This is a genomic window from Noviherbaspirillum saxi, assembly GCF_003591035.1.
Lineage (GTDB): Bacteria > Pseudomonadota > Gammaproteobacteria > Burkholderiales > Burkholderiaceae_D > Noviherbaspirillum > Noviherbaspirillum saxi.
The window spans coordinates 899,375-923,315 of the sequence record NZ_QYUO01000002.1 but is presented as its reverse complement, the minus strand read 5'-3'; the positions used below and the strand labels follow the sequence as shown (position 1 = coordinate 923,315).

General features: G+C 59.5%; 23 protein-coding genes and 1 riboswitch. Of the genes, 11 read left to right on the top strand and 12 right to left on the bottom strand.

From position 1 onward, the window contains the following. Positions 1 to 258: 258 nt before the first annotated feature. The 3 genes from D3871_RS20010 to D3871_RS20000 all read left to right on the top strand — a co-directional run bounded on the left by D3871_RS20010 (position 259) and on the right by D3871_RS20000 (position 3,225). Positions 259 to 2,049 (top strand): thiamine pyrophosphate-requiring protein, encoded by a 1,791-nt coding sequence (locus D3871_RS20010; protein ID WP_119770816.1) that lies wholly within the window; start codon positions 259 to 261, stop codon positions 2,047 to 2,049. 256 nt (positions 2,050 to 2,305) lie between these two features. Beyond that, positions 2,306 to 2,734 carry a CBS domain-containing protein gene (locus tag D3871_RS20005; RefSeq protein ID WP_233575736.1) on the top strand — a complete coding sequence of 143 codons (429 nt, stop codon included), beginning with the start codon at positions 2,306 to 2,308 and terminating at the stop codon, positions 2,732 to 2,734. A gap of 14 nt (positions 2,735 to 2,748) precedes the next feature. Then, positions 2,749 to 3,225, top strand: a complete 477-nt coding sequence (locus tag D3871_RS20000) for a YbhB/YbcL family Raf kinase inhibitor-like protein (RefSeq protein ID WP_119770814.1) — start codon at positions 2,749 to 2,751, stop codon at positions 3,223 to 3,225. Positions 3,226 to 3,323: 98 nt separating this feature from the next. Here the strand turns inward: D3871_RS20000 and D3871_RS19995 are convergent, their stop codons facing one another. The 3 genes from D3871_RS19995 to panD form a co-directional block, all read right to left on the bottom strand. Then, positions 3,324 to 3,734 (bottom strand): hypothetical protein, encoded by a 411-nt coding sequence (locus D3871_RS19995; protein ID WP_119770813.1) that lies wholly within the window; start codon positions 3,732 to 3,734, stop codon positions 3,324 to 3,326. Beyond that, positions 3,734 to 4,516 (bottom strand): SDR family NAD(P)-dependent oxidoreductase, encoded by a 783-nt coding sequence (locus D3871_RS19990; RefSeq protein ID WP_119770812.1) that lies wholly within the window; start codon positions 4,514 to 4,516, stop codon positions 3,734 to 3,736. The genes D3871_RS19995 and D3871_RS19990 overlap by 1 nt, the downstream gene beginning before the upstream one ends. 177 nt (positions 4,517 to 4,693) lie before the next feature. Beyond that, positions 4,694 to 5,053 (bottom strand): aspartate 1-decarboxylase, encoded by a 360-nt coding sequence (panD, locus tag D3871_RS19985; RefSeq protein WP_119770811.1) that lies wholly within the window; start codon positions 5,051 to 5,053, stop codon positions 4,694 to 4,696. 181 nt (positions 5,054 to 5,234) lie between these two features. Between panD and D3871_RS19980 the strand changes: the two genes are divergently transcribed. The 6 genes from D3871_RS19980 (at position 5,235) to thiE (ending at position 11,590) form a co-directional block, all read left to right on the top strand. Then, positions 5,235 to 6,299 carry a YeiH family protein gene (locus D3871_RS19980; protein ID WP_233575735.1) on the top strand — a complete coding sequence of 355 codons (1,065 nt, stop codon included), beginning with the start codon at positions 5,235 to 5,237 and terminating at the stop codon, positions 6,297 to 6,299. A gap of 28 nt (positions 6,300 to 6,327) precedes the next feature. Further along, positions 6,328 to 7,647 carry a D-amino acid dehydrogenase gene (locus tag D3871_RS19975; RefSeq protein ID WP_119770809.1) on the top strand — a complete coding sequence of 440 codons (1,320 nt, stop codon included), beginning with the start codon at positions 6,328 to 6,330 and terminating at the stop codon, positions 7,645 to 7,647. A 146-nt stretch (positions 7,648 to 7,793) separates the two neighbouring features. Next, positions 7,794 to 7,903: riboswitch (TPP riboswitch) on the top strand. A gap of 49 nt (positions 7,904 to 7,952) precedes the next feature. Beyond that, a complete protein-coding gene (gene thiC / locus D3871_RS19970; RefSeq protein WP_119770808.1) occupies positions 7,953 to 9,866 on the top strand; it encodes a phosphomethylpyrimidine synthase ThiC in 1,914 nt (637 codons plus the stop codon). 16 nt (positions 9,867 to 9,882) lie between these two features. Beyond that, entirely contained in the window at positions 9,883 to 10,083 is a 201-nt protein-coding gene (gene thiS, locus D3871_RS19965) for a sulfur carrier protein ThiS (protein ID WP_119770807.1), read from the top strand. Positions 10,084 to 10,139: 56 nt separating this feature from the next. Further along, entirely contained in the window at positions 10,140 to 10,952 is an 813-nt protein-coding gene (locus D3871_RS19960; RefSeq protein WP_119770806.1) for a thiazole synthase, read from the top strand. Further along, entirely contained in the window at positions 10,949 to 11,590 is a 642-nt protein-coding gene (gene thiE, locus D3871_RS19955; RefSeq protein WP_119770805.1) for a thiamine phosphate synthase, read from the top strand. Before D3871_RS19960 ends, thiE begins: the two co-directional genes overlap by 4 nt. A 97-nt stretch (positions 11,591 to 11,687) precedes the next feature. Here thiE and D3871_RS19950 read toward each other — a convergent pair whose 3' ends face one another. From D3871_RS19950 to D3871_RS31405, 3 genes are all read right to left on the bottom strand, one after another. After that, a complete protein-coding gene (locus tag D3871_RS19950) occupies positions 11,688 to 13,130 on the bottom strand; it encodes an amino acid permease (RefSeq protein ID WP_199724879.1) in 1,443 nt (480 codons plus the stop codon). A 243-nt stretch (positions 13,131 to 13,373) separates the two neighbouring features. Further along, the gene (locus D3871_RS19945) at positions 13,374 to 14,147 is read right to left on the bottom strand and encodes a substrate-binding periplasmic protein (protein ID WP_158597992.1); all 774 of its coding nucleotides are present in this window, start codon (positions 14,145 to 14,147) and stop codon (positions 13,374 to 13,376) included. Positions 14,148 to 14,187: 40 nt separating this feature from the next. Then, complete coding sequence (locus D3871_RS31405; RefSeq protein WP_476638927.1) at positions 14,188 to 15,423, bottom strand: methyl-accepting chemotaxis protein; 1,236 nt, start codon at positions 15,421 to 15,423, stop codon at positions 14,188 to 14,190. A gap of 208 nt (positions 15,424 to 15,631) precedes the next feature. Here D3871_RS31405 and D3871_RS29970 point away from each other — a divergent pair, with 208 nt between their 5' ends. After that, entirely contained in the window at positions 15,632 to 15,811 is a 180-nt protein-coding gene (locus D3871_RS29970) for a hypothetical protein (RefSeq protein WP_147376854.1), read from the top strand. 48 nt (positions 15,812 to 15,859) lie between these two features. On the opposite strand, the gene D3871_RS19935 is transcribed toward D3871_RS29970, so the two are convergent. The 6 genes from D3871_RS19935 to xsc form a co-directional block, all read right to left on the bottom strand. Next, complete coding sequence (locus D3871_RS19935; RefSeq protein ID WP_476638926.1) at positions 15,860 to 16,747, bottom strand: ABC transporter permease subunit; 888 nt, start codon at positions 16,745 to 16,747, stop codon at positions 15,860 to 15,862. Beyond that, entirely contained in the window at positions 16,740 to 17,555 is an 816-nt protein-coding gene (locus tag D3871_RS19930) for a taurine ABC transporter ATP-binding protein (RefSeq protein ID WP_119770802.1), read from the bottom strand. Before D3871_RS19930 ends, D3871_RS19935 begins: the two co-directional genes overlap by 8 nt. A gap of 74 nt (positions 17,556 to 17,629) precedes the next feature. After that, complete coding sequence (gene tauA, locus D3871_RS19925) at positions 17,630 to 18,661, bottom strand: taurine ABC transporter substrate-binding protein (protein WP_119770801.1); 1,032 nt, start codon at positions 18,659 to 18,661, stop codon at positions 17,630 to 17,632. 309 nt (positions 18,662 to 18,970) lie between these two features. Continuing rightward, positions 18,971 to 20,410: an NAD(P)/FAD-dependent oxidoreductase gene (locus D3871_RS19920; protein WP_119770800.1), complete on the bottom strand. Its 1,440-nt coding sequence runs from the start codon at positions 20,408 to 20,410 to the stop codon at positions 18,971 to 18,973. Between the two features lie 36 nt (positions 20,411 to 20,446). After that, complete coding sequence (locus D3871_RS19915) at positions 20,447 to 20,860, bottom strand: nuclear transport factor 2 family protein (RefSeq protein WP_119770799.1); 414 nt, start codon at positions 20,858 to 20,860, stop codon at positions 20,447 to 20,449. A gap of 232 nt (positions 20,861 to 21,092) precedes the next feature. Then, positions 21,093 to 22,916, bottom strand: a complete 1,824-nt coding sequence (xsc, locus tag D3871_RS19910; RefSeq protein WP_420799671.1) for a sulfoacetaldehyde acetyltransferase — start codon at positions 22,914 to 22,916, stop codon at positions 21,093 to 21,095. Positions 22,917 to 23,075: 159 nt separating this feature from the next. Here xsc and D3871_RS19905 point away from each other — a divergent pair, with 159 nt between their 5' ends. Then, positions 23,076 to 23,906 carry an IclR family transcriptional regulator gene (locus D3871_RS19905; RefSeq protein ID WP_119770798.1) on the top strand — a complete coding sequence of 277 codons (831 nt, stop codon included), beginning with the start codon at positions 23,076 to 23,078 and terminating at the stop codon, positions 23,904 to 23,906. The last annotated feature ends 35 nt before the right edge of the window (positions 23,907 to 23,941 follow it).

The window sequence follows — 23,941 nt, the reverse complement described above, 5'->3', positions numbered from 1 at the left end:
ATGCAGGCTGCTGTCGATCCGATCGTCAATATGTTCGACCGCAATCGGTGAAATCATTACCCGCCGGCCTCCCGGTACGTTCAACAAGATGCTGTCCTGAAGTGCTCGGCGTTATCACGCAGATATTTCACGCCGACGGAAATTCTTACCGGCGGCACTCGTCTCTATGCGCGTTCCAGCCGGCCTTGATGTATTCCAGGCCAAATGGCACACCGCTTGCACCTTGGAGCCTTGCACAAACCAAGATGAGGAGCTGCCATGGCCGCGACAGTGTCGGATTTCCTGCTGCAAAGGCTTTCTTCGTGGGGAGTGCGCCGCGTCTATGGATATCCCGGCGATGGCATCAACGGTATCATGGGCGCCTTCGGACGCACCGATCATCTGGAGTTCGTACAGACACGCCATGAAGAGCTCGCCGCATTCATGGCGTGCGCCCATGCAAAATTCACCGGAGAAGTCGGCGTATGCGTCGCCACATCCGGACCCGGTGCCATTCATTTGCTGACCGGATTGTATGACGCCAAGCTTGACCACCAGCCGGTGGTGGCCATTGTCGGACAGGCCAAGCGGGCAGCGATCGGCGGCGACTACCAACAGGAAGTCGACCTGATGTCGCTGTTCAAGGACGTCGCGCATGAATTCGTGCATATGGCAACCACAGCGGAACAGGTAAGGCATCTGGTGGATCGCGCAGTGCAGATCGCACGCGAGCAGAGGACGGTAACTTGCATCATCTTTCCGCATGACGTACAAGACTTGCCGGCGGTGGAGAAGCCACCGCGCGAACACGGCACGGTGCATACGGGAATCGGGTACACCGCGCGCGCCATGGTCGCCGCCGATGCCGACCTCGCGCGTGCCGCCGAGGTGCTGAATGCGGGCAGCAAAGTGGCGATGCTGGTTGGCGCCGGCGCCCTGCATGCCACGGATGAAATCATCGAAGTCGCCGACCTGCTCGGCGCCGGCGTGGCCAAGGCCCTGCTCGGCAAGGCAGCCGTGCCGGACGACCTGCCTTTTGTCACCGGCGCGATCGGCCTACTTGGAACCAGGCCCAGCTGGGACTTGATGAATGATTGCGACACCTTGCTGATGGTGGGCTCTTCCTTCCCTTATTCCGAATTTCTGCCCAAGGAAGGCCAGGCGCGCGGGGTCCAGATTGATATCGATCCGCGCAAGCTGAACCTGCGCTATCCCATGGAAATCGGCCTGGTCGGCGACGCAAAGGCGACGCTGCGCGCGCTCATCCCGCATCTGCGACCCAGGCAGGACCACGCCTGGCGCAATACCATCGAGCAAAACGTCGATCGCTGGTGGCGGGTGCTGGAAGAGCGCGCAATGAACGAAGCCCATCCGATCAATCCCCAACGGGTGTTCTGGGAACTGTCGTCGCGCTTGCCCGACGATGTCATCCTTACCTGCGACTCAGGCTCGGCGGCCAACTGGTATGCGCGTGACATCAAGATACGCCGCGGCATGATGGCATCACTGTCGGGCGGCTTGGCCACCATGGGGCCGGCGGTTCCATATGCGATCGCGGCCAAGTATGCGCACCCGGATCGTCCGGTTATCGCCCTGGTGGGCGACGGCGCGATGCAGATGAATGGCATCAACGGCCTGATCACGATTGCAAAGCTGTGGCGCACGTGGCGCGATCCGCGCCTGGTGGTCATGGTGCTCAACAATGGCGACCTGAACCAGGTCACCTGGGAACAACGTGCTATGGAGGGCGATCCCAAGTTTGAGGCGTCGCAGAACCTGCCGGATTTTCGATATGCGGCGTACGCCGATTTGCTTGGCCTGCATGGAATACGGGTTGACCGCCCCGAACAGGTCGGGCCGGCCTGGGAAGCCGCGCTATCGTCGCGTTGCCCGACCGTTCTCGAAATGGTGACCGATCCGGATGTCCCGCCGCTGCCGCCGCATATCTCTGCCAAGCAGGCGAAGGCTTACATGACGGCCATGCTCCATCGCGACCCGGATGCACTGGGCACCGTGATTGCTTCAGCCAGGGAATGGTGGGACAGCATGTTTCCAGGAAAAAGAAAATAAGATTGGCGAAATGGCCGCTTCGTAACGGGACGATGCAACGGTGGCCCATGAATTACGATAACGGTTTCCAGTGCGGAAGAGCTGTTTTCGTATCACCGAAACAGGCGAAAAAGTTTGAACAAACGTCAAGCGCTGAAGTCACTCCTTATCTTCATGCCGCAGCGGCAGACGGAAAGCCATCGACCGATGTCCGCGTACTTGAAGGGCGTGCTTTTGGAGTATTCATGGGAGCAATATCATGCGGGTAGCAGAAGCAATGACACGCGATGTACAAATCGCGAATCCCGATCAAAGCATTGTCGATGCAGCCAGAATGATGGCCGATTGCGACTGCGGCATCCTGCCAGTCGGCGAAAACGATCGCCTGGTAGGGATGATCACGGATCGGGACATCGTCGTTCGTGCACTTGCGCAGGGTAAAACCGACACCGCGACGATCCGTGACGTCATGACACAGGACGTGAAATACTGCTTTGAAGATGACGATGTCGAAGAAGTGACCCGTAACATGGGAGACTTGCAGATTCGGCGGCTGCCGGTTCTGAATCAGGATAAGCGCCTGGTTGGCATCGTATCGCTCGGGGACGTCAGTGATGCCAGTGAACCGAACTCCGCCGCCGAAGCGCTTTCTTCGATTTCACAACCTGCATCGCAAACCGCGGGCGGCGGGCAGCGCCCGCATTGAACCGGACTTTCATCATGACCTTCAGGCTTACTTCGTCTGCCTTCGAGAACGGCGCCGACATTCCCCCTGTTCACACCTGCGATGGCAGTGAAATATCTCCGCCGCTGTCCTGGTCCGGAGTGCCGGACGGAACGAAAAGTCTTGCCCTGATTATCGAGGATCCCGACGCACCGGACCCTGCGGCGCCGCAGCGCGTCTTTACCCACTGGGTCCTCTATAACATCCCTGCCCACGTGATAGAAATCGGCGCCGGCGCGTCACCGCAGCACCTTCCTGCCGGAACGCTGGAAGGGCTGAACGACTGGAAACGTCCAGGCTTCGGCGGTCCTTGTCCGCCGATCGGCAAGCATCGCTATTTCCATCGGCTCTATGCACTGGATGCCATCCTGCCCGATCTCGGCAATCCGGCCAAAAGCGAATTGCAGCAAGCGATGCAAGCTCACGTTGTCGCGACGGCAGAGTTGATTGGCACGTATCAACGCAAGCAATGACAAGGTCGCAAAGGCACTTAGAGCGCTTTCACCCTGACCAGCTCGTCGAGCTGCGCGCCACCACCGATCAAGTAGCCGAGTTCGGCGCAAGACCGACTTTAACGCGGCGATTGCTGCTTGCAAAGATCGGCGGGCCCTCGGCAATCGTCCTCCTTCGATTCCTCACGTGTGACCGCTGTCGCTTCATTGCGATTCTGCGTTTTCCCTGGCTGGCGGCCGCCCGCTCCGTCCATTTTCCTGCCCTTCACCGCGGCTCGCGGTTCGGCGCCCGTAGGTGGTTTTTCCGTTAATCCTGGACTGCCCCTGTTCGGCGGTCGGTCAATTGCCTTGGGGTCCGCGTTTTCAGGCGGCCTTGTCACGGCGCCAGGATCGGTCTTCGGCGGCATAATGATAGCGCCGGCATCAACCGGTGCCCGCTCGCCGGGCGCCGCTTGCGCGAGGGACGATGCCGGGCACGCCATCAGCAGGGCGATGATCGGGATGCAGATGGGAGCCGCATGGTGCATCATTACGCGCCTTGCCCTTGAAACAGCATGAGTGCGCCATCCACGAAGATCGTAGCGCCATGGATATAACGCGCCTGTTCGGAAGCCAGGAATACGGCGACATGGGCTATTTCCTCGGGCTTCGCCGCACGCTTCATCGGAATCGATTGCACCTGCCGCTTGAGCACTTCCGGGTCCTCAACCGCAGACTGGTTCATGGGTGTTAACACCATGCCTGGAGCAATGTTGTTGACGTTGATGTTTTTTTCCGCCAGTTCCAGCGCGAGCGTCGTCGTCAGGTTGCGCAAGCCGCCCTTGGAGGCGTCATAGCCGGATGCGCCGGCGCGCGGAATTTCCTGGTGCACGCTGGTGATATTGATGATGGTGCCGTGCCGGCCGGTACCATCGATTCCGCGAATGAATTCTCGGCAGCAATAGAAGGGGCCGGAAAGGTTGGTCCGGATCACATCGTCCCAGTCCGCGTCCGTCATGTCCTTGACCGGCTTGCCCAAGGCATCGATTCCCGCGTTATTCACGAGGACGGTCGGCACTCCCATTGTTGACTTTACTTCCTGGAAAAACCGCTGCACGTTTTTTGAATCCCGCTGATCAAGCTGAAACGCCGCCGCCTTCCGGCCGGCACCCTCGATCTCTCCTGCCGTGCGTTCCGCGCCCTTTCTGTCATGCAGATAGGTCACGATCACGTCCGCTCCTTCCCTTGCAAATGCTATTGCAGTCGCCTGTCCGATACCGGAATCGGAACCAGTAACGATCGCCAGCTCGCCGCTTAATCGTTGTTCTGCCATAGCGCTCTCCAGTTCCGCCCTCCAGTTCATACACGGCGGCGGAGCGTCGCCGTATATGAACAATGTGATCCATGCAGGCAGCTGCGGTTCCATACATCGACCACGTCAGGTAGGTAAGTCTGTTGGCGCCGTCAGACAGCATCGACCGTACACGAAACTCCTGTCTCAACTAGCGGCTCAGGTTTTCAAGGCGGCAAGCTGGTTGCTTTCATCGACAAAGACAATCTTCGGCACGTAGGTTTCGGACTCCGCGTCGCTCATCGGCGCAAACGTGGCAATGATGAGCAGATCTCCCAAATGGGCTTTGCGCGATGCGGCGCCGTTGAGCGAAATTTCTCCGCTGCCTCTCTTGCCCTTGATCGCATAAGTGGAGAAACGCTCGCCATTGTTGATGTTCCAGATGTCGATCTTCTCGAATTCACGGATGTCGGCGGCGTCAAGCAGGTTTTCATCGATGCCGCAGGAACCTTCATAGTGCAAGTCGCATTGCGTAACGGCGACTCGATGGATCTTGGAGCGCAGCATGATTCTTTGCATGGGTTAGTCCTGTAGGTTGAAAGTTGCGTCACTGCACTGTCTATCTAGCAATCTGAATCTCACATAACGGAACAAATCATTCCAAATTAAAGAAAAGGTTTGCTTTAAAAGCCGTTGGGCGAGTATATTATAAAAAACGAGATATTTTGTGCCGTTTTTTAATATTTAAGGTTATTGGTTCATGAAATCCCCATCCTTGGCTACTTCACGCCCGCCCTACATGAACATTCCCTATCTCTCTTCCGCCATCGCAATCTGGCGGCCGCGCTCAGTGCGGCGCAACTGGCCGGGGATCGCGGTGGCAACCGCGATTGCTTTGTCGGCGACTTTCATTTCGACGAGCTATGGCGGTCCGCAACTGCTCTACGCCTTGTTCTTCGGCCTTGCCTTCCATTTCCTGGCAAACGATGCGAATGCCCAGCCCGGAATCGAGTTTTGTTCCAAGGTCCTGCTGCGCACCGGCGTCGCGCTATTGGGCGCGCGTATCACCTTTGCGCAGATCGCTTCGGTCGGTATCGCGCCGCTGGTCATCGTGATCGGCGCCCTCATCCTGACGATCTGCTTCGGTTATCTGCTGTCGCGCTGGCTCAAGCGTCCGGCGACCGAAGGATTGCTGTCGGGCGGCTCGGTCGCCATCTGCGGCGCGTCGGCGGCGCTCGCGATCTCGGCGGTCCTGCCGCAAACCAAGGAAAACGAAAAGTTCACCCTGCTCACGGTGGTTGGCGTGACCACACTGTCGACGCTTGCGATGATCATCTATCCGTTGCTGGTCAAACTGCTCGGACTCGATATGACCGAAGCGGGCGTCTTCATCGGCGGCACCATTCATGACGTGGCGCAGGTTGTCGGTGCCGGTTATCTGGTCTCCAACCACACCGGCGATGTCGCCACCTTCGTCAAATTGACTCGCGTGGCCTGCCTTGTACCCGTGGTGCTGACACTCGCTATCCTCTTCAAAAGCAAGGATGGCAAGACCGAAATCGATGCACCTCCGCTGGTGCCGTTCTTTCTGATCGGCTTCGTCTGGCTGGTGCTCACCAACAGCATGGGCTTTATCCCGCAACAGGTCAGCGGCTGGATCAACGATGCCTCCCGCGCCTGCCTGGTCACGGCAATTGCCGCCCTCGGCGTGAAGACCTCTTTCCAGTCGCTCGCGTCGCTCGGCTGGCGTCCCGTGTTTATGCTGATGATGGAAACGGTCTGGATCGCACTACTGGTGGCAGGCGCCCTGCTGCTGGGCCGATGATTGCCATTCACTGCGCAGGGAGAATTCCATGAAAGTCATCGTTCTCGGTTCCGGCATCGTCGGTACGGCGTCAGCGTGGTTCTTGCGCAAGGCCGGGCACCAGGTGACGGTACTGGAACGCCAGCCGGGTGCCGCGATGGAAACCAGCTTTGCAAACGGCGGCCAGATTTCAGTGTCGCATGCAGAGCCCTGGGCCAATCCGGGAACATTGCTCAAGATCGTCAAATGGCTGGGACGGGAAGATGCCCCGCTCTTGCTGCGCTTGCGCTGGGACCGACAGCAATGGGCCTGGTGCCTGCGCTTTCTGCGGGAATGCACAGCTGGGCGCGTGGCCGACAATATTCGACAGATCGTGGCGATTGCCGAGTACAGCCGCCAGACGCTGCACGCGGTACGTGCCGAGACCGGGATAAGCTATGACGCACTTCAGCGCGGGATCCTGCATTTCTATACGGATGAACGGGAGTTCCGCAAGTCGCTGCACGCCGCCGCACTGATGCGCGAGCTGGGTTGTCCGCGCAACTCGCTGGACGCCGACGGCGTGGTGAGCGTAGAACCGGCCCTAAGGCATCTGCGCCACAAGATCGTCGGCGGCGACTTCACTGCGACAGACGAATCGGGCGATGTCCATCAATTCAGCACGGCGCTGGCAGCCAGGGCGGCGGCGGCCGGCGTGGATTTTCGGTTCAACACGACGGTGACCCGCCTGCTGGCCGAGGGCGGCGGCACGTGTGCAAGGATCAAGGGCGTGGAAATCATTGACGCGCAAGGGCGGCATGAACTGCTTTGCGCGGACGCTTATGTGGTCGCAGCCGGCAGCTTTTCCGCGCCCTTGCTCAAGCCGCTCGGTATCGCCTTGCCCATCTATCCCGGCAAGGGCTATTCGGCGACCTACCGGATTGTCGATGGAAATGCCGCGCCGACCGTGTCGTTGACCGACGATGGATGCAAGCTGGTATTTTCGCGGCTCGGGAACAGGCTTCGCGTGGCCGGCACCTGCGAGCTCAATGGCTACACCCGGGAACTGAACGACACCCGATGCGACGCGATCACGCGGCGCGTACGCGAACTCTTTCCAGATGCCTGCGATTACGACAACCCGGTGTACTGGTCCGGTCTGCGCCCGCTGACGCCATCGAATGTGCCGTATATCGGCAAGACGAAGTTCGGAAACCTCTTCCTCAATACCGGACACGGCACGCTGGGGTGGACCATGGGCTGCGGCTCGGGGCGTGCGATTGCGGACATCGTCAGCGGTCGTCGGCCCGAAGTCGATTTTGTTTTTACGGGCATGCCGCGCGTATCGCCCGCACGGCGGATACAAACGAGCATGGCTCGAACCAGTTAAGCAAGTTCGCAGAAATTTTTTGACAAAACCCGCTGCATTTGTATTTCGCTCCTTCTCCCGCTTGCGGGAGAAGGGAGTACTGAACACGACGTGTCAAAAAATTTCTGCGGACCTGCTTAGTTGTAGCAACACCCGCCGGCTCATGCCGGCAAAGCTAGGGGTCCTGGCAAGTCTGGAAACAGGCTACCGCCGGGTGAGAAATACCCTTGAACCTGATCTGGATAATGCCAGCGAAGGGAAGCAACCGGAAATACGCCCCACTCTTCCGCCGCTCCTTCGCTTTATCGTTTTAGCAAAGGAGCAACATGAACGCCCATCCGCCATTCCTCGCCGCGACCGCCACGGTCGACGAAGCCGCCATCCAGCCGCTGCCCAATTCCCGCAAGATTTATGTCCAGGGCTCGCGCCCCGATATTCGCGTGCCCATGCGCGAAATCAGCCAGGCCGATACGCCGGCATCGTTCGGCGCGGAAAAGAACCCGCCGATCACCGTCTATGACACCTCCGGTCCCTACAGCGACCCGGCGGTCAAGATCGACATCCGCTCCGGGCTGGCCGCAGTGCGTGCCGGCTGGATCGCCGAACGCCACGATACCGAAGAATTGCCCGGCCCGACCTCGCACTACGGCGTCGAGCGCCTGAACGACCCCAAGTTGGCCGAGCTGCGCTTCAATTTGCACCGCAAGCCGCGCCGCGCGCTGGCCGGCAAGAATGTGACCCAGATGCACTATGCGCGCCAGGGCATCATCACGCCGGAAATGGAATACATCGCGATCCGCGAAAACCTGCGCCGGCGCGAGTATCTGGACGGCCTCAAGGCCTCCGGTCCGATGGGACAAAAACTGGCCGACCTGATGGGGCGCCAGCATCCCGGCCACAGCTTCGGCGCGGCGATTCCTGCCGAGATCACGCCGGAATTCGTGCGCTCCGAAATCGCCTGCGGCCGCGCCATCATTCCCGCCAACATCAATCACCCGGAAATCGAACCGATGATCATCGGCCGCAATTTCCTGGTCAAGATCAATGCCAATATCGGCAACTCCGCCGTCACCTCGTCGATCGGCGAAGAAGTCGAAAAAATGACCTGGGCCATCCGCTGGGGCGGCGATACCGTGATGGACCTGTCGACCGGCAAGCACATCCACGAAACGCGCGAATGGATCATCCGCAATGCACCGGTGCCGATCGGGACCGTGCCGATTTACCAGGCGCTGGAAAAGGTCAATGGCAAGGCCGAAGACCTGACCTGGGAAATCTTCCGCGACACGCTGATCGAGCAGGCCGAGCAAGGCGTCGACTACTTCACGATCCATGCCGGCGTGCGGCTGCAATATGTGCCGCTGACGGCCAAGCGCATGACCGGTATCGTGTCGCGCGGCGGCTCGATCATGGCGAAATGGTGTCTCGCGCATCACAAGGAATCCTTCCTGTACGAACATTTCGAAGATATCTGCGCCATCATGAAAGCCTATGACGTGTCGTTCTCGCTGGGCGACGGCTTGCGCCCGGGCTCGATTTACGATGCCAACGACGAAGCGCAGCTGGGCGAACTGAAGACGCTGGGCGAACTCACGCAGATCGCCTGGAAGCATGATGTGCAAGTGATGATCGAAGGGCCCGGCCATGTGCCGATGCACCTGATCAAGGAAAACATGGACTTGCAGCTGGAGCAGTGCCATGAAGCGCCGTTCTATACGCTCGGGCCGCTGACCACCGACATCGCACCGGGCTACGACCACATCACCTCCGGCATCGGTGCGGCCATGATCGGCTGGTACGGTACCGCGATGCTGTGCTACGTCACACCGAAGGAACACCTGGGCTTGCCCAACAAGGACGATGTCAAGGAAGGCATCATCACCTACAAGCTGGCGGCGCATGCGGCTGATCTTGCGAAGGGGCATCCGGGCGCGCAGATCCGCGACAACGCGTTGTCGAAAGCGCGTTTCGAATTCCGCTGGGAAGACCAGTTCAACATCGGTCTCGATCCGGACAAGGCGCGCGAATTCCATGACGAGACCTTGCCCAAGGATTCGGCGAAAGTCGCGCACTTCTGTTCGATGTGCGGCCCGCATTTCTGCTCGATGAAGATCACCCAGGATGTGCGCGACTATGCGGCCAGCCAGGGCATTTCGGATGAGCAGGCGCTGAAGAAAGGCATGGAAGTCAAGGCGGTCGAATTCGTCAAGAGCGGCGCCGAACTCTATCGCAAGCAGTAAACGGAAAGGCCACGACATGGAAATCAACTTGAATGGAAAAGCGCATCCGGTCACGGCTCCGTGCAGCGTGCAGGACCTGGTCACCTCTATCGGCTTGCAGGGAAAAGGACTTGCCGTCGCCATCAATCGCCATATCGTTCCGCGCTACCAGTGGCAACAGCACCTGCTGCAGCCGCGCGACCGCGTCGAGATTGTGCACGCCATCGGTGGCGGTTAGGGCGTCGCACATAACGATATGCACCGAAAACCATCCTATCTCAAACGGAGACACGCATGACACCTGATCAAGACATTCCAGGCCGCCCGGCCCACGATGGACTAACCATCGCCGGCAAGACCTACCGCTCCCGCCTGCTGGTTGGCACCGGCAGGTATCGCGACCTGGAAGAAACGCGAACCGCCATCGAAGCGAGCGGCACCGAGATCGTCACGGTCACGATCCGGCGTGTCAACATCGGCCAGGCGGCCGATGAACCCAACCTGCTGGATTACGTACCGCCGTCGCGCTACACGATCCTTCCCAATACCGGAGGCTGCTACAACGCCAAAGACGCGGTCTACACCTTGCAACTCGCGCGCGAGCTATTGGGCGGCCACAAGCTCGTCAAGCTCGAAGTGCTGGGCGACGAAAAGACGCTGTTCCCGAACATGCCGGAAACGCTGAAGGCAGCGGAAATTCTCGTCAAGGATGGTTTCGATGTAATGGCTTATTGCAGCGACGATCCGATCCAGGCCAGGCTCCTCGAAAGCCTGGGCTGCGTCGCGGTGATGCCGCTGGCCTCGCTGATCGGCTCCGGCATGGGCATCCTCAATCCGTGGAACCTGTCGCTGATCATCGAACAGTCGAAGATCCCCGTATTGGTCGACGCAGGCATCGGCACCGCATCGGATGCAACCATTGCGATGGAGCTGGGTTGCGACGCCGTATTGATGAACACCGCAATTGCCGGCGCGAAGGATCCGATCCGCATGGCGCGTGCTATGAAGCTCGCTGTCGAAGCCGGGCGCGATGCCTATCTGGCCGGACGCATTCCCAAGCGCTTTGCGGCATCGCCATCATCACCGATGGAAGGACGCACGACATGAGAGGCTTGTATCTTGTGACGCCGGACTGGCACGATACGGCGAAGCTGCTCGACATCACCGAACAGGCGCTGGCCGGCGGCGCCTCTCTCGTGCAATACCGCAACAAGACGGCCGACACGGCACTGCGCTACGAACAGGCCTCGCAGTTGCAAGCGCTTTGCCGCCGTTATGCACGACCATTCATCGTCAACGACTTCGTCAAACTCTGCATTGAACTCGATACCGATGGCATACATGTCGGCGCCAACGATACGCCGATTGCCGCCATCCGCTCGGCCATCGGCAGTGACAAGATCGTCGGTGCGACCTGCTATGGCGACCTTGACATCGCTTGCCGAGCCCGGCAAGCGGGCGCGAGCTATGTGGCGTTTGGCGGCTTTTATCCCTCGCTTGTGAAGAAATATCCCAGCACCACTTCTCCCGGCATCGTCAGCCGGGCGAAGGCGCAGATCGGGCTTCCGCTTGTGGTCATTGGCGGCATGACGACGGGAAATGCACAACCGCTGCTTGTGGCCGGTGCGGATATGGTCGCGGCCATCAGCAGCATTTATCTGGCCAAGAATCCGCTTGCCGCCGCACGCGACTTTGTCGCGCTGTTCGATACTGCGGCGTCAACGGAAAGTATCGGCTACGAATAAGCACAGCGATCATGCTGCCACGGCAAAAACGGATGGGGTTGGAAGCGCAAGCATCGCGCCCCAACCCCATCCGTTTTTTATGCAGCCTATCGGAGCCTCAGATTCCGAGCTGCGATTGATCGACCGCAGCCGGACAGGCGACAAAGGCCTTGGGATCGATCTTGCGCATCTTTTGCGTCAGTGCATAGAGCGCCATCAATACACCGACGCTGCCCAAGCCGAACCAGAACGACAGGCGTTGTTCGGCATCGGGCGACACACTCATCGCGCCGAGGATGAGCAACATCGCGGCGATGGCGAAGTAAGTGAGATATGGGTACAGCCACATGCGGACCTTGATGCGCTCCGGGCTTTCTCTTTCTAGGCGGGCACGAATGCGCAATTGCGAAACGGCGATCAACAGGTAGACGAACAGGATCAGCGTGCCGTAGGAATTGACGATGAACGGGAACACGACGTCGGCCGACACATAGGAGACGCCGATCGCGGCATACGCAAACAAGGTGCTGAACAGGATCGCGCGTACCGGCACGCCATTTCTGCTGAGCTTGACGAGGCTGGTCGGTGCGTCGCCGCGGCGTGTCAGCGCAAAGATCATGCGCGACGAAGCGTACAGGCTGGAGTTGAGTGCCGACAATACCGCCGTCAGGATGATCGCATTCATGATGTGCGACGCATACGGGATGTTCATTGTCTCCAGCGCACTGACAAAGGGCGTGGTGATCGCGTCGGAATTCCAGGGCACGATGCAGACGATGACGAACAGCGACGCCACATAGAAAAACAGCACGCGGTAGATTACCGAATTGGTTGCCCGTGCAACCGCCTTTGCCGGATCGGCGGTTTCGGCGGCGGCAATGGTGACGATTTCCGCACCGGAATAGAAGGCCGTCGCGGCAACCGCGCCGCTGAGTACAGGCGCCCAGCCATTGGGCAGGAAGCCGCCGGCGGTGAGGAAATGGCCCAGGCCCGGTACGCTGTTGGGCAGCATGCCGGTCAGGAATAACGCAGCCAGCCCGAGGAAAACGATGATGGCCACGACCTTGATCGATGCGAACCAGAATTCGAATTCACCGAACGACTTCACCGAAAACATGTTGAGGAAGGTCATCATCACCAACAGGCCGAGGCTGATGGTCCAGGGCGCCAGGTCAGGCAGCCAGAAATTGATCAGCTTTGCGCCGGCAATGGCTTCCAGGGCGACCACCACCACCCAGAAGTACCAGTACATCCAGCCGCTCATGAAGCCGAGGAATTGCGATACCTTGGGCCGGTCTTCAAATGCCACTCTGGCGTATTCATAAAACGAGCCGATGACCGGCATCGAGGACGCCAGCTCGCCCAGCATGCGCATGATCAGCACCACCAGGCCGCCCGTCAGCAAAAAGGACAAGATGACCGCGGGTCCCGCCGCCTTGGCAACCACGCCGCTGCCGACGAACAGGCCGGCGCCGATGACGCCTCCTATCGCAATCATTGTCATATGGCGTTGCTTGAGGCCGTGCTGCAAGCCGCCGGATTGATCTTTCTCGGTAATCATGCTGTGCTGTCTCCTGTACTGCGATGGCATATCGATCATTGCGACGCGTGTCGATACGTTGCCGATACGCCAGTCATTCATTTTCTATTTCTCTATATTTGATACATAAAGTTCCAAAAATAGAGACATTGCCTCAATCTACGCCACCGAACGGGTAGCGTCAATACATTTTCAAAAAATTTAGAACATGTATTTCTCCGATTCAAACCGGTACATGCCGCCATCGCGGGAACCGTCCATCCATCACTTGATATACGCCTCGACCGCCGTGTTGATAGCATCGCCCTTCTTCACTTCATTCAAGGCCGCATTCATCTTTTCAATGAAATCGGTCTTGTAGGCGGCTTTGAAGTTGACGCTGTAACCGATGTGGGCGGACTCGCCGGAAAGCATCGCCGCCTCGATCAGCTTGAAGTTGCCGAACTGCGGATCGGCGCGCAGCTTCTTTGCGCTATAAAGGATGGAACCCTTGTCATTGGCATAGCAATCGACACGCTTGCTGGCCAGTTTCTTGAGATTGCTTTCATTGCCCTTGGCCTCGCTGAGATTGACCTTGCCACTCTTTGCGGCGGCGCCCAGCGTATCGGTCAAGGCAAACCCTGCATTGATGCCGATGGTGATACCGGAAAAGTCTTCCGGAAACTTCTTGCGCACGGACTTCATGGCATCTTCGTGGCAGAAGAGCGCCACTTCCTCGCGCAGCAGCGGCACCGAATAGGACTGTATGTAAGTGCGCTCCTTCTTCATATAGGGCGGGAACAGCGCAAAGCCGGCGCCGCTTTCAAGCAGATCGAGGCCTCGCTTCCAGGGAATCGGACGCAGTTCCACCTGATAGCCCGCAGGCAGCTTCTGGATCGCATTTTTGAGCACGTCAACATAGATGCCCTTGAACTGGCCATTCTCGACATAGGAGTAAGGCGCATAGTCGTCGTCGCCATAGATGATCACTTTTTCCGCGCCATGGACCAGCGTGGTGAACGTGCTTGCAATGATGCAGCACAAGAGCGTTTTTTTCATTTGCTTTCCCCTTTTCATAAAACATGAAGCATCGCCTGCCTTATGGCGGCGTATCGTTGTTGTGTAGTTTGAAAACACCGACCACCTCGGCAAGCGCATTGCTCTGCTTTTGCATGGCCGCCGCCGCCGCCGCCGCTTGTTCCACCAGCGCGGCATTTTGCTGTGTTGTATCGTCCATCTGCGTGACGGCCTGCTTGACCTGCTCGATACCGCAAGTCTGTTCCTGGCTGGCACGCATGATCTCGCCCATGATGGTCGTCACGCGATCGACACTGGTCATGATTTCGTCCATCGTGATGCCCGCTTGATCGACCAGTTTCATGCCGGCATCCACCTTCTCGACGGAGTTGTCGATGAGGGACTTGATTTCCTTGGCAGCCGCGGCAGATCGCTGCGCCAGGCTGCGCACTTCCAACGCCACCACAGCAAATCCGCGGCCCTGTTCGCCGGCGCGCGCGGCTTCGACCGCGGCATTCAAGGCCAGTATGTTGGTTTGAAAAGCGATGCCATCGATGACACCGATGATATCGACGATCTTCTTAGACGACTGATTGATCGAGCCCATGGTGTCGACCACCTGCGCCACCACGGAACCGCCTTTGGCGGCCACGGCGGAAGCGCTCAGCGCCAGGTCGTTGGCCTGTTCGGCGTGATGCGCGTTCTGCTTGACCGTGCCGGTCAATTGCTGCATCGATGCGGCGGTTTGTTCCAGCGAGCCGGCTTGCTGTTCGGTGCGTTCGGACAGGTCCATGTTGCCTTGGGCGATTTCCCGGGAGGCAAGCGTAATTGCGAAGGTGCTGCCGCTGACTTGCCGCAGGATCGTCTGCAGCCGCTCGACGAAGGTATTGAAATTGTCGGCGACCTCATTGAATTCGCTGCTCTTGCCGCGCGGCAGGCGCTTGGTCATGTCGGCCTCGCCGCGCGCGATGTTGTGCAAGGCATCGCGCACACGGCCCAGCGGCGAGAGCACGATACGGTTGAGAATCCAGGACAGCGTCAGGACGATGACGACATCCAGGATCACGATCTGGAATACGCTCCAAAGCAGGTCGGCCCGCAAGGCATTGCCGATCTCGTCATTCGAGATATAGACCGTGACTTCGCCAACCGTGTTGGATTTGCCGTTATCCACATAGACCAGTTCGGCGCGATGGCGGGCATCGGCCGCCGGCGGCGCGGAGGCAGCCACGATTTTTCCGTCGCTGCCACGTATCGCGCCGCCAACCGGTTTGTTGTCATTGGAAATGAGGATACCGACGATGAAGGGCGCCGACATTTCCGATGCAAGGCTTTGATCGATCTGCGCCTTGTCGAAATTCCATACCGCATTCGGCAGCGCAGCCGACAGGCGGTTGAGCGCAGCTTCGGTCTGCAGTTGCATCGAGGCCTCGCGTTCGGCCTTGATCTTGATGTAGTTGATGGCGCCGAACACCAGCAGCAGGCAGGATACGATCAGGACGAACAGCACGTTCAGCCGGAAACGTATGCTCAAAGTATTCATGACGGTGGTCCGGAAGTTGGCGATGAAATGGATGCGCAAGCGTGCCGCTGCAAGCGCCTTGCATGGAGCGGTCGTTGAAGTGGAATCTTGGAGCGCCGGTCAAAATGACTCTGGCGTCGTTGAGGAGCAGGCGTCCAGCCTGCTCCTCAACCATAACAGGTGAGAGGCTATCCCCGACGCTTGTGGCACGGGAACGGCCTCTCGTCGAGCCTCACACCTTGCCCTTCCATGGCACCAGGGTGTGCTCGAGGTAACGCATGAGCAGGTCGAATACGAAAGCAAAGAAGCCGATCACGATGATGCCCATGATGACGACGTCGCTGGCAAGGAATTCCGATGCGCTCAGCACCATGTAACCCAGCCCGCGGGTCGAAGCCACCATCTCGCCGGCAACCAGCGTGGTCCAGCCGACGCCAATGCCGATACGCATGCCGGTGAAGATTTCCGGAATCGCCGCCTTAAGAATGACATGACGGATCACCTGCATGCGCGTGGCACCCATCGAATAGGCGGCATGGATCTGTTCTATCGATACCGAGCGCACACCCGCGCGAGCGGAAATCGCCATCGGCGCAAAGATCGCGAGGAAGATCAGATAGACCTTCGAAAACTCGCCGATGCCAAACCAGATGATCACCAGCGGCAGATAAGCCAGCGGCGGCAATGGCCGGTAAAACTCGATCAGCGGATCGAAGATGCCGCGTGCGACGCGGCTCACCCCCATCAGGATGCCAATCGGTATCGCGAAGACGCAGGCCAGTGCGAAAGCGCCGAAGACCCGCGCCAGACTGGTCAACGTGTGTGCCAGCAAGGTGGACCCGCCGAAGCCGTCGTTGACAGCAAGAATGAACTTGTCGAATACCGCTTTCGGTGACGGGAGGAACAAGGGTTTCACCATCCCGGTCGCCGTGACCATGAACCACAAGGCCAGTACTACCACGACCGTTACGGTGGCGATGGTGCTGGCGCTGCCCTGCCCCGGCGCGCCAAACGCTTCGCCGGGCTGCGCGCTGCGCTTGGCAAACAGGCGCGAGAACATACCGGGTGCCGCGTTTGCCTGTTTTTGCAGTCCGGTCTGGACATTGACTTGGCTATGCATATGCCGCTCCTTTTTCATGCGAAACCGCACGTTCGTCGCCATAGATGATGTTCAGTACCGTTTCTCTCATTTGGATGAATTCCGGACTCGACTTGACGGCGCGCGCGTCGCGGCATTCCAGGAAGCGCTTGTTGAAATCGAGTTCGTAGGTATGGGTAATGCGGCCTGGCCGCGGCGACATGACGATCAGGCGGTTAGCCAGGAACAGGGCTTCATCGACGCTGTGCGTGATGAAGAAGAACATCGTCTTCGACTTTTTCCAGATGTCCAGCAGCAGCTCCTGGATGGTCTCGCGCGTGAGCGCATCGAGCGCGGCCATCGGTTCGTCCATCAGCAGCATGGACGGGCCGCAGGTCAGCGCACGGGCGATACCCACACGCTGCTGCATGCCGCCGGACAGCTGGTAGATCATGTGTTCGTGAAAATCCTTGAGGCCGACGAGCGCCAGGTTCCTAGCGGCCACTTCCCGCCGCTGCGGTTTAGCCACGCCTTGCAGTTTGAGGCCGAATTCGACATTCTCGATCACGTTCAGCCAAGGAAGCAGCGCATGCTTCTGGAACACCACGCCTCGGTCCGCTCCGGGGCCTTCGACCTTGCGGTTGCCCAGCATGATCTCGCCCTTGCTGGGACTGATGAAACCGGCCATCAGGCTCAGCAAGGTGGTCTTGCCGCAACCGGAGGCGCCGAGGGCAACGACGAAATCGCCGCTGTTGATGGTCAGATTGATGTTGTTCAGCGCATGAACCCGTTCGCCCGGAGTCTTGCCGGGATAGATCACGCTGACGTCTTTTACGTAGAGATTTTCCATGGTGTCCTCATTTCCTCGACAGCATCGTGAGACCGCATGGCATTACCTGCCGTGCGGCCTCCGTGCAATAGCGATTACTTCAGTTTCATTGCCGCTTCCACGTAACGGGAAGTGACGAAGCGTCCGTAATCCTTGGCGACGGAATCGATCTTGCCTTCGCCTTTGAGGAACTGCGCGGTCGCCTGCAATGCCTTGGCGACACCGCCATTGGCGCCGCCGCCGAGCCAGGCCGGAGAAGCTTGGTCTGCCAGCGAGGGATAGGCGTACAACGCTACCGAAGCGGCGACATCCTTGGCCTCCGCGCCGGAAAGCTTCACATTCGCCTTGACCTGCGGGGAATCGATGGTCCATCCCTTGGGATTGTTGCGGTAATCGGCATCTGCGGCGGCCAGCACCTTGACGAATTTCGCCATGAAGTCGGCGTTGGCTTCACCCCATTTGCGTTCGACCGCCATGCCGTCGAACGTGGCACGGCCTTTCTTGCTCAGTTCGCCGGACGTGACCATGACCTTGCCGTTCTGCTTGATCTTGCTCAGGGCCGGATCCCAGACGAAGGCAGCATCGATGTCGCCACGTTCCCAGGCAGCGGCGATCTGGTTCGGCTGCATGTTGAGCAGGCTTACCTCGGTCGGCTTTACACCCCAAAGCTCGAGCGCGTACATAGTGTGGAAATGGGTGGTGGACACGAAGGGCACCCCGATCTTCTTGCCTTTCAGGTCGGCCGGCTTGGCGATGCCGGAGCCGTTGCGTACGACCATGGCCTCGGCTTCGTTGATGTCGTCGACGATCCAGAACAGCTGGAGGTCCACATCGCGACTGAGCGCAGCGGTCAAGGGGCTGGAACCGATCACGCCGATCTGCACATCACCGGAAGCCATGCCGGTGGCGACCTTGGCGCCGGAATCGAACTTGCGCCAATTGATCTTGTAGCCGGTGGTTTTTTCGATTTCACCGCTGGCGATTGCAACGAGGAAGGGGCCGTTGATCTCCTGATAGGCGATCGTGACTTCCTTTTGCTGGGCCCAGGAGGTGCTGGCTGCGGCCGCCACCAGCAATGCTGCGGCGGGACGGAGGGTACGGCGGAAGATACTGAGGATACTGATCATGTCTCTACTCCAAGGTCGTTGTTATACAAAAAGGCTCTTCATTCCAGGACCGCTCCGGGAAGGAGTCGGGCACCGCTTCCAGCACGCCCTACTTTTGAAAATCGACTTCATGCATTGACAGCAACGCATATCCTTGCGCTTTGGCTGCCGGCCGGTCTGCGCCGGCCTTCTTCGGATGCCTCCGTCACCGGCGCCTATCCGTCATTTATTTTTTGTGATCTGTTTCATGTGATGGCACGGCACGGGCCGGCAACAGGCGAACGCCTCCCGGCCGCCCCGCAGCCATCCGGCACAAGCTCGCGCCGGCGTTTAAAACACCTCGTCTTTCAAGTGATACCAGCGGTACAGGAAACGTTGCCCGAGGCGACGGAATGGAGCGAATAGCGGCGATTCGACCATCTCCATCATGTTCGGGAAAGGCAGCCGCGAATCGAAGATCGGCAATTCCGGACCAGTCCGCTTGCCGGCGATGCGGTCCGCCATGCGGCGTCCGGCCTGCGCTGAATACATCACGCCGTTGCCGCCATAACCCAGTGCGTAATAAATCGTCTGCGCCGGATCGGGCTGGACGATGCGCGGCATCATGTCGTGGCTGACGTCGACCCATCCCCACCAGGAATAATCGATCTGGATGCCTTCGAGCGCCGGGAACTTGCGGTGCAAGTCACGGATGAGAAAACTTTCGTATTTCTTCTCCGGCGCATCGGTACCGGTGATGGCACTGCGGCTGCCGATCTGCACGCGCCCGTCCGGCATCAGCCGGTAGTAGTGGCGCAGGATGCGGGTATCGGTGAGGACTTGCGTGGTGCGAAAGTTGCACGCCGCGATCTCGGCCGGGGTCAGCGGCCGCGTCACGATCGAATTCGACAGAATCGGCATCAGGCGGTTTTTCAGCTGCGGATGCAGGCCTTGCGAGGTATAGCCCCCGGTGGCGACCGCGACCGAGCGTGCGCGCACGACGCCACCCGGTGTGCGCAGGTAATGGATGCCGTTGCGCGTTTCCCACCCCTGTACCGGACTGGATGGATGCACCTTGACACCGAGCGCGCGCGCCTTTTTCAGGTAGCCGAACGCCAGCTTGCCCGCATGGATGCCGATACCTTCCGGCTCATGCATCGCGCCGGCAGCTTCCTTGTCGTCCACGTATTCGCGCTTGACCGTTTCAGCGTCGAAGATGCGCGCGTTGTACTTGAACACCTCGCGCAGAATCTTCGCTTCCTTTTCGAGCACCGGCATGACTTCCGGACGGTGAGCGATATACAGGTGTCCGCCGGGTTGCGGATCGCAGGCGATGTCTCTGGTGATTTCCTTGAAGGTTTCCATGCCTTCGCAGACTTCGGCATGCAATTTGAGGGCAACATCCAGGCCGTAGCGGGTGATCCACTGCGAACGCTTGAGGCGGCCCGAGGCGCATTGCGCCTGTCCGCCGTTGCGCGTGCTGCAGCCCCAGCTGACGCGATTGGCTTCCAGCACGGTGGCCTTGATGCCATGTTCCTGCGCAAGGAAGATGGCGCAGGTCAAACCGGTGAATCCCGAGCCGATGATCGCGACATCGACATCGATGTCATGCACGATGGGGCCGTCGTCCGCAGGCGGCTCGCCGGCGGTGCCGATCCAGTAGGTCGGCGCATAATCCCTGCCTTGGCCCGGCGTATCCGACACCAGGGGATCGTAGGCCGGATCGTAGGGCTTCGACGGCGCGGTGGTGCGGTCTTCAGTCGCCAGCAGCTTGGCGGCGGTGGTAGTCATGTTGGTCTCCTATGGCAGTCGCGCTATGAATGCCGCTCAGTTGCTGCCTGTTGCGACCGGCGGACGATCCTTGCGGAACGCATTCTTTACCGCGATCTTGCCGTCGCGGAAAGTGAATACATCGACCATACGCGCTTCGATGCGGGTGCCGTCGGCCTTGGTGCCGCTGAAGGTGGATTCGGACACGCCGTTGTCGCCGCTGATGAAATGCCGGGGATCGCGCCACGCTGCATCGGCAAAGGTTTGCCACGCCAGCTGGAATCCGGCGCGCACCTGGTCGCGGCCGATGTAGCTCTTGCCGAGTACATCAGGACCAGCGACGGCGTGGAATTCGCAGTCGTCCGCCATGAAAGTCATGAGCGCGTCGATGTCATGGCGATTCCAAGCGTCGCTGAAGGCTTGAAGAAATTCCACGCTTACGGCGTTGGTTATAGTGGCTGGCTGAGTCATTGTCTTAATCTCCAAAACTACTTTTGATACAAATCGTTCCGATTTTTGATATTTAATGAACATTAAGCCGACCCTGCATCGATGTCAATACGTTTTTTCATAAATCGGTACTTCATGTACTTTTTTCCGATATGCAGCGTAATGAGCACGGTGGCGGCTTTATTAATGGCGCTGGCGCGGCAGCCCGCTTCTTTAATTGAATCGAGGCTGCCGGCGTTTTTACGTTGTGGTATCAGACGTAATCCTTGTACTTGTCGAGCAGGCGCACCGGCTTGGACAAGGCATCGCGCCGGAACGGATCGCCCAGTTCGCGCGTGCACATGATTTCCACGATGGTCGTCTTGCCATGGTTCATCTGCAAGTCGATCGCCTTCTGCAGCGCCGGCCCCACCTCTTCCAGCCGCTCCACCCGGATTCCCTCCGCCCCCATCGCCCGCCCGATTTCCGCAAAGCTCTGGTTGTCCAGCTCGCCCGCCACGAAGCGCCGGTTGTAGAAATCCACCTGGTTCTTCTTTTCCGCCCCCCATTGCCGGTTGTGGAACACCACCGCCGTCACCGGGATGTTGTGCCGCACGCAGGTCATCGTCTCCATCAGGCTCATGCCCCAGGCGCCATCGCCCGCATAGGCAATCGCCGGCCGGTGCGGCGCCGCCACCTTGGCGCCAATGATGGTCGGGAAGGCATAGCCGCAATTGCCAAAGCTCATCGCCGCAAAGAAGCTGCGCGGCTTGTCAAAGCGCAGGTAACTGTTGGCCACCGAATTGATGTTGCCGATATCGGTCGAGACCATCACATCGGCCGGCATCGCCTTTTCCAGTTCCCGCAACACCTGGCGCGGATGCAGGTAATTGCCCGGCTCTTGCTCTTGTTCGGCGATCATGTCCAGGCTGAACGCATCGGTTTCATGGGTCCAGTTATCCAGTTCCTGTTCCCAGGCCTGCTTTTCTGCGGCAATCTCGGCTGCCCGCGCAGCGCGGTTGCCGTCGCACACCAACGTCTTGCCCGCCAGCCGCTGCGTCAGCGCCAGCGCCGCCGCCTTCGCATCGCCGCAAATCCCCACCGAAATCTTTTTCACCAGGCCCAGCATCTTGTGGTCGGCATCGATCTGGATGATCTTCGCCGTCTTCGGCCAGTAATCCATCCCGTGCTGCGGCAAGGTGCCGAACGGGCCCAGGCGCGAGCCCAGCGCCAGCACCACGTCGGCGCGCGCAATCAGTTTCATCGCCGCCTTCGAACCCTGGTAACCGAGCGGACCGCACCACAGCGGATGGCTGGCCGGGAACGAGTCATTGTGCAAATAACTGTTGACCACCGGCGCGCCCAGCCGCTCGGCCAACGCCTTGCACTCTTCCACCGCATCAGCCATCACCACCCCGCCGCCGGAAATGATCACCGGGAACTTGGCCTGCGCCAGCAACTCGGCGGCTTCATGGAGACTGTGCTCGCCGCCGGGGCCGCGGTCGAGCCGGCTCGGCTGCGGAATCTCGGCCTTGATCTCGCCATAGAAATAGTCGCGCGGGATGTTGAGCTGGGTCGGTCCCATTTCCGACATCGCCCGGTCAAAGCAGCGCCCGGTGTATTCCGCCATGCGCGCCGGATGCGTCACATGGCCCTGGTACTTGGTGAATTCCTCGAACATGGGCAATTGATTGGCTTCCTGGAAACCGCCCAGGCCCATGGTCATGGTGCCGGTTTCGGGGGTGACGATCACCACCGGGCTGTGCGCCCAGTACGCCGCGGCAATGGCGGTCACGCAATTGCTGATGCCCGGGCCGTTCTGGCCGATCACCACGCCGTGCCGGCCCGACACGCGCGAATAGCCGTCGGCCATGTGGCCGGCGCCCTGTTCATGCACCACCGGGATCAGGCGGATGCCGGCCGGGGCAAAGATATCCATCGCATCCATGAAGGCCGAGCCCATGATGCCGAAAATGTCGGTGACGCCGTTGGCGGCCATGGTTTCGACGAAGGCTTCGGACGGGGTCATCGGTTGCGGGCCGGTGGGGGTGGTAGTGGCCGCAGCCAGCGGGAGGGAAGAAGGGGCTTGGTCGGGCATGGCAGTCTCCTGTGCGTTAAATTCATGAAATCGGTACATAACGTTCCGATAAACGATACGCAACAGAATTTACGGCCGCAAAAAAGAAATGTCAAACTATTTCTCGAAAAACGGTACAATTTTCACTTGAAAATGAAATTCACCCCTAAAGAGGTCACCATGGACATGATTTCTGTACCCAAATCCGAACCTGAGAAGATTGAAGGCGACACGCCGACGATGCGCCTGTTTTCCTTACTGGAAGTAATCGCCGAGAGAGATCAGCCCTTTACCCTGCAGCAACTGGTGGAAGAAACCGGATTGCCGAAACCGACGCTGCACCGCATGCTGCAGCAATTGGAAAATGTCGGTGTGCTCCAGCGCGAGAGCGACGGCCGTCACTACAGTACTGGTGTACGCCTGCGCCAGCTGGCGTCGAACATTCTGATCAATAACACTTTCCACGGCGCACGCCGCATCATCCTGCGCCAGTTGGTGGAAGAAGTCGGCGAAAGCTGCAACCTGACCGCATTTACCGGCAGCGAAGTGGTGTACCTGGACCGTGTCGAAACCGCCGCGCCGCTGCGCTTCTACCTGCATCCCGGCTCGCGCGTGCCGGCGCACTGCTCTTCCAGCGGCAAGCTGTTTCTGGCGCAGATGACGCCGTCGCAGCGTCGCCGCCTGCTCGCACACATGCCACTGACCCGCTACACCAATAAAACCGAAACCGATCCGGCCAAGCTGGAAAAGGAACTGGAAACCGTGCGCCGCAACGGCTATGCGCTGGACGACGAGGAATTCCTGCCTGGCCTGCTGTGCGTGGCGGTGCTGGTGCCCAACCCGGCGGGGCGCTCCAATCTTGCGGTCGCCATCCAGGCGCCGATCATGCGGCTTACGCACGACAAGGCATTGCATTTCCTGCCGGCCTTGCAGCGCGCCGCACAAGCGCTTGCCGCGGTCGAAGCCGAGACGACGCTCAATATGCATCACCATGCCGATACCGGCACCTGATCCAGTCACTTGAGGCGCGAGGCGCCAGGAGACCC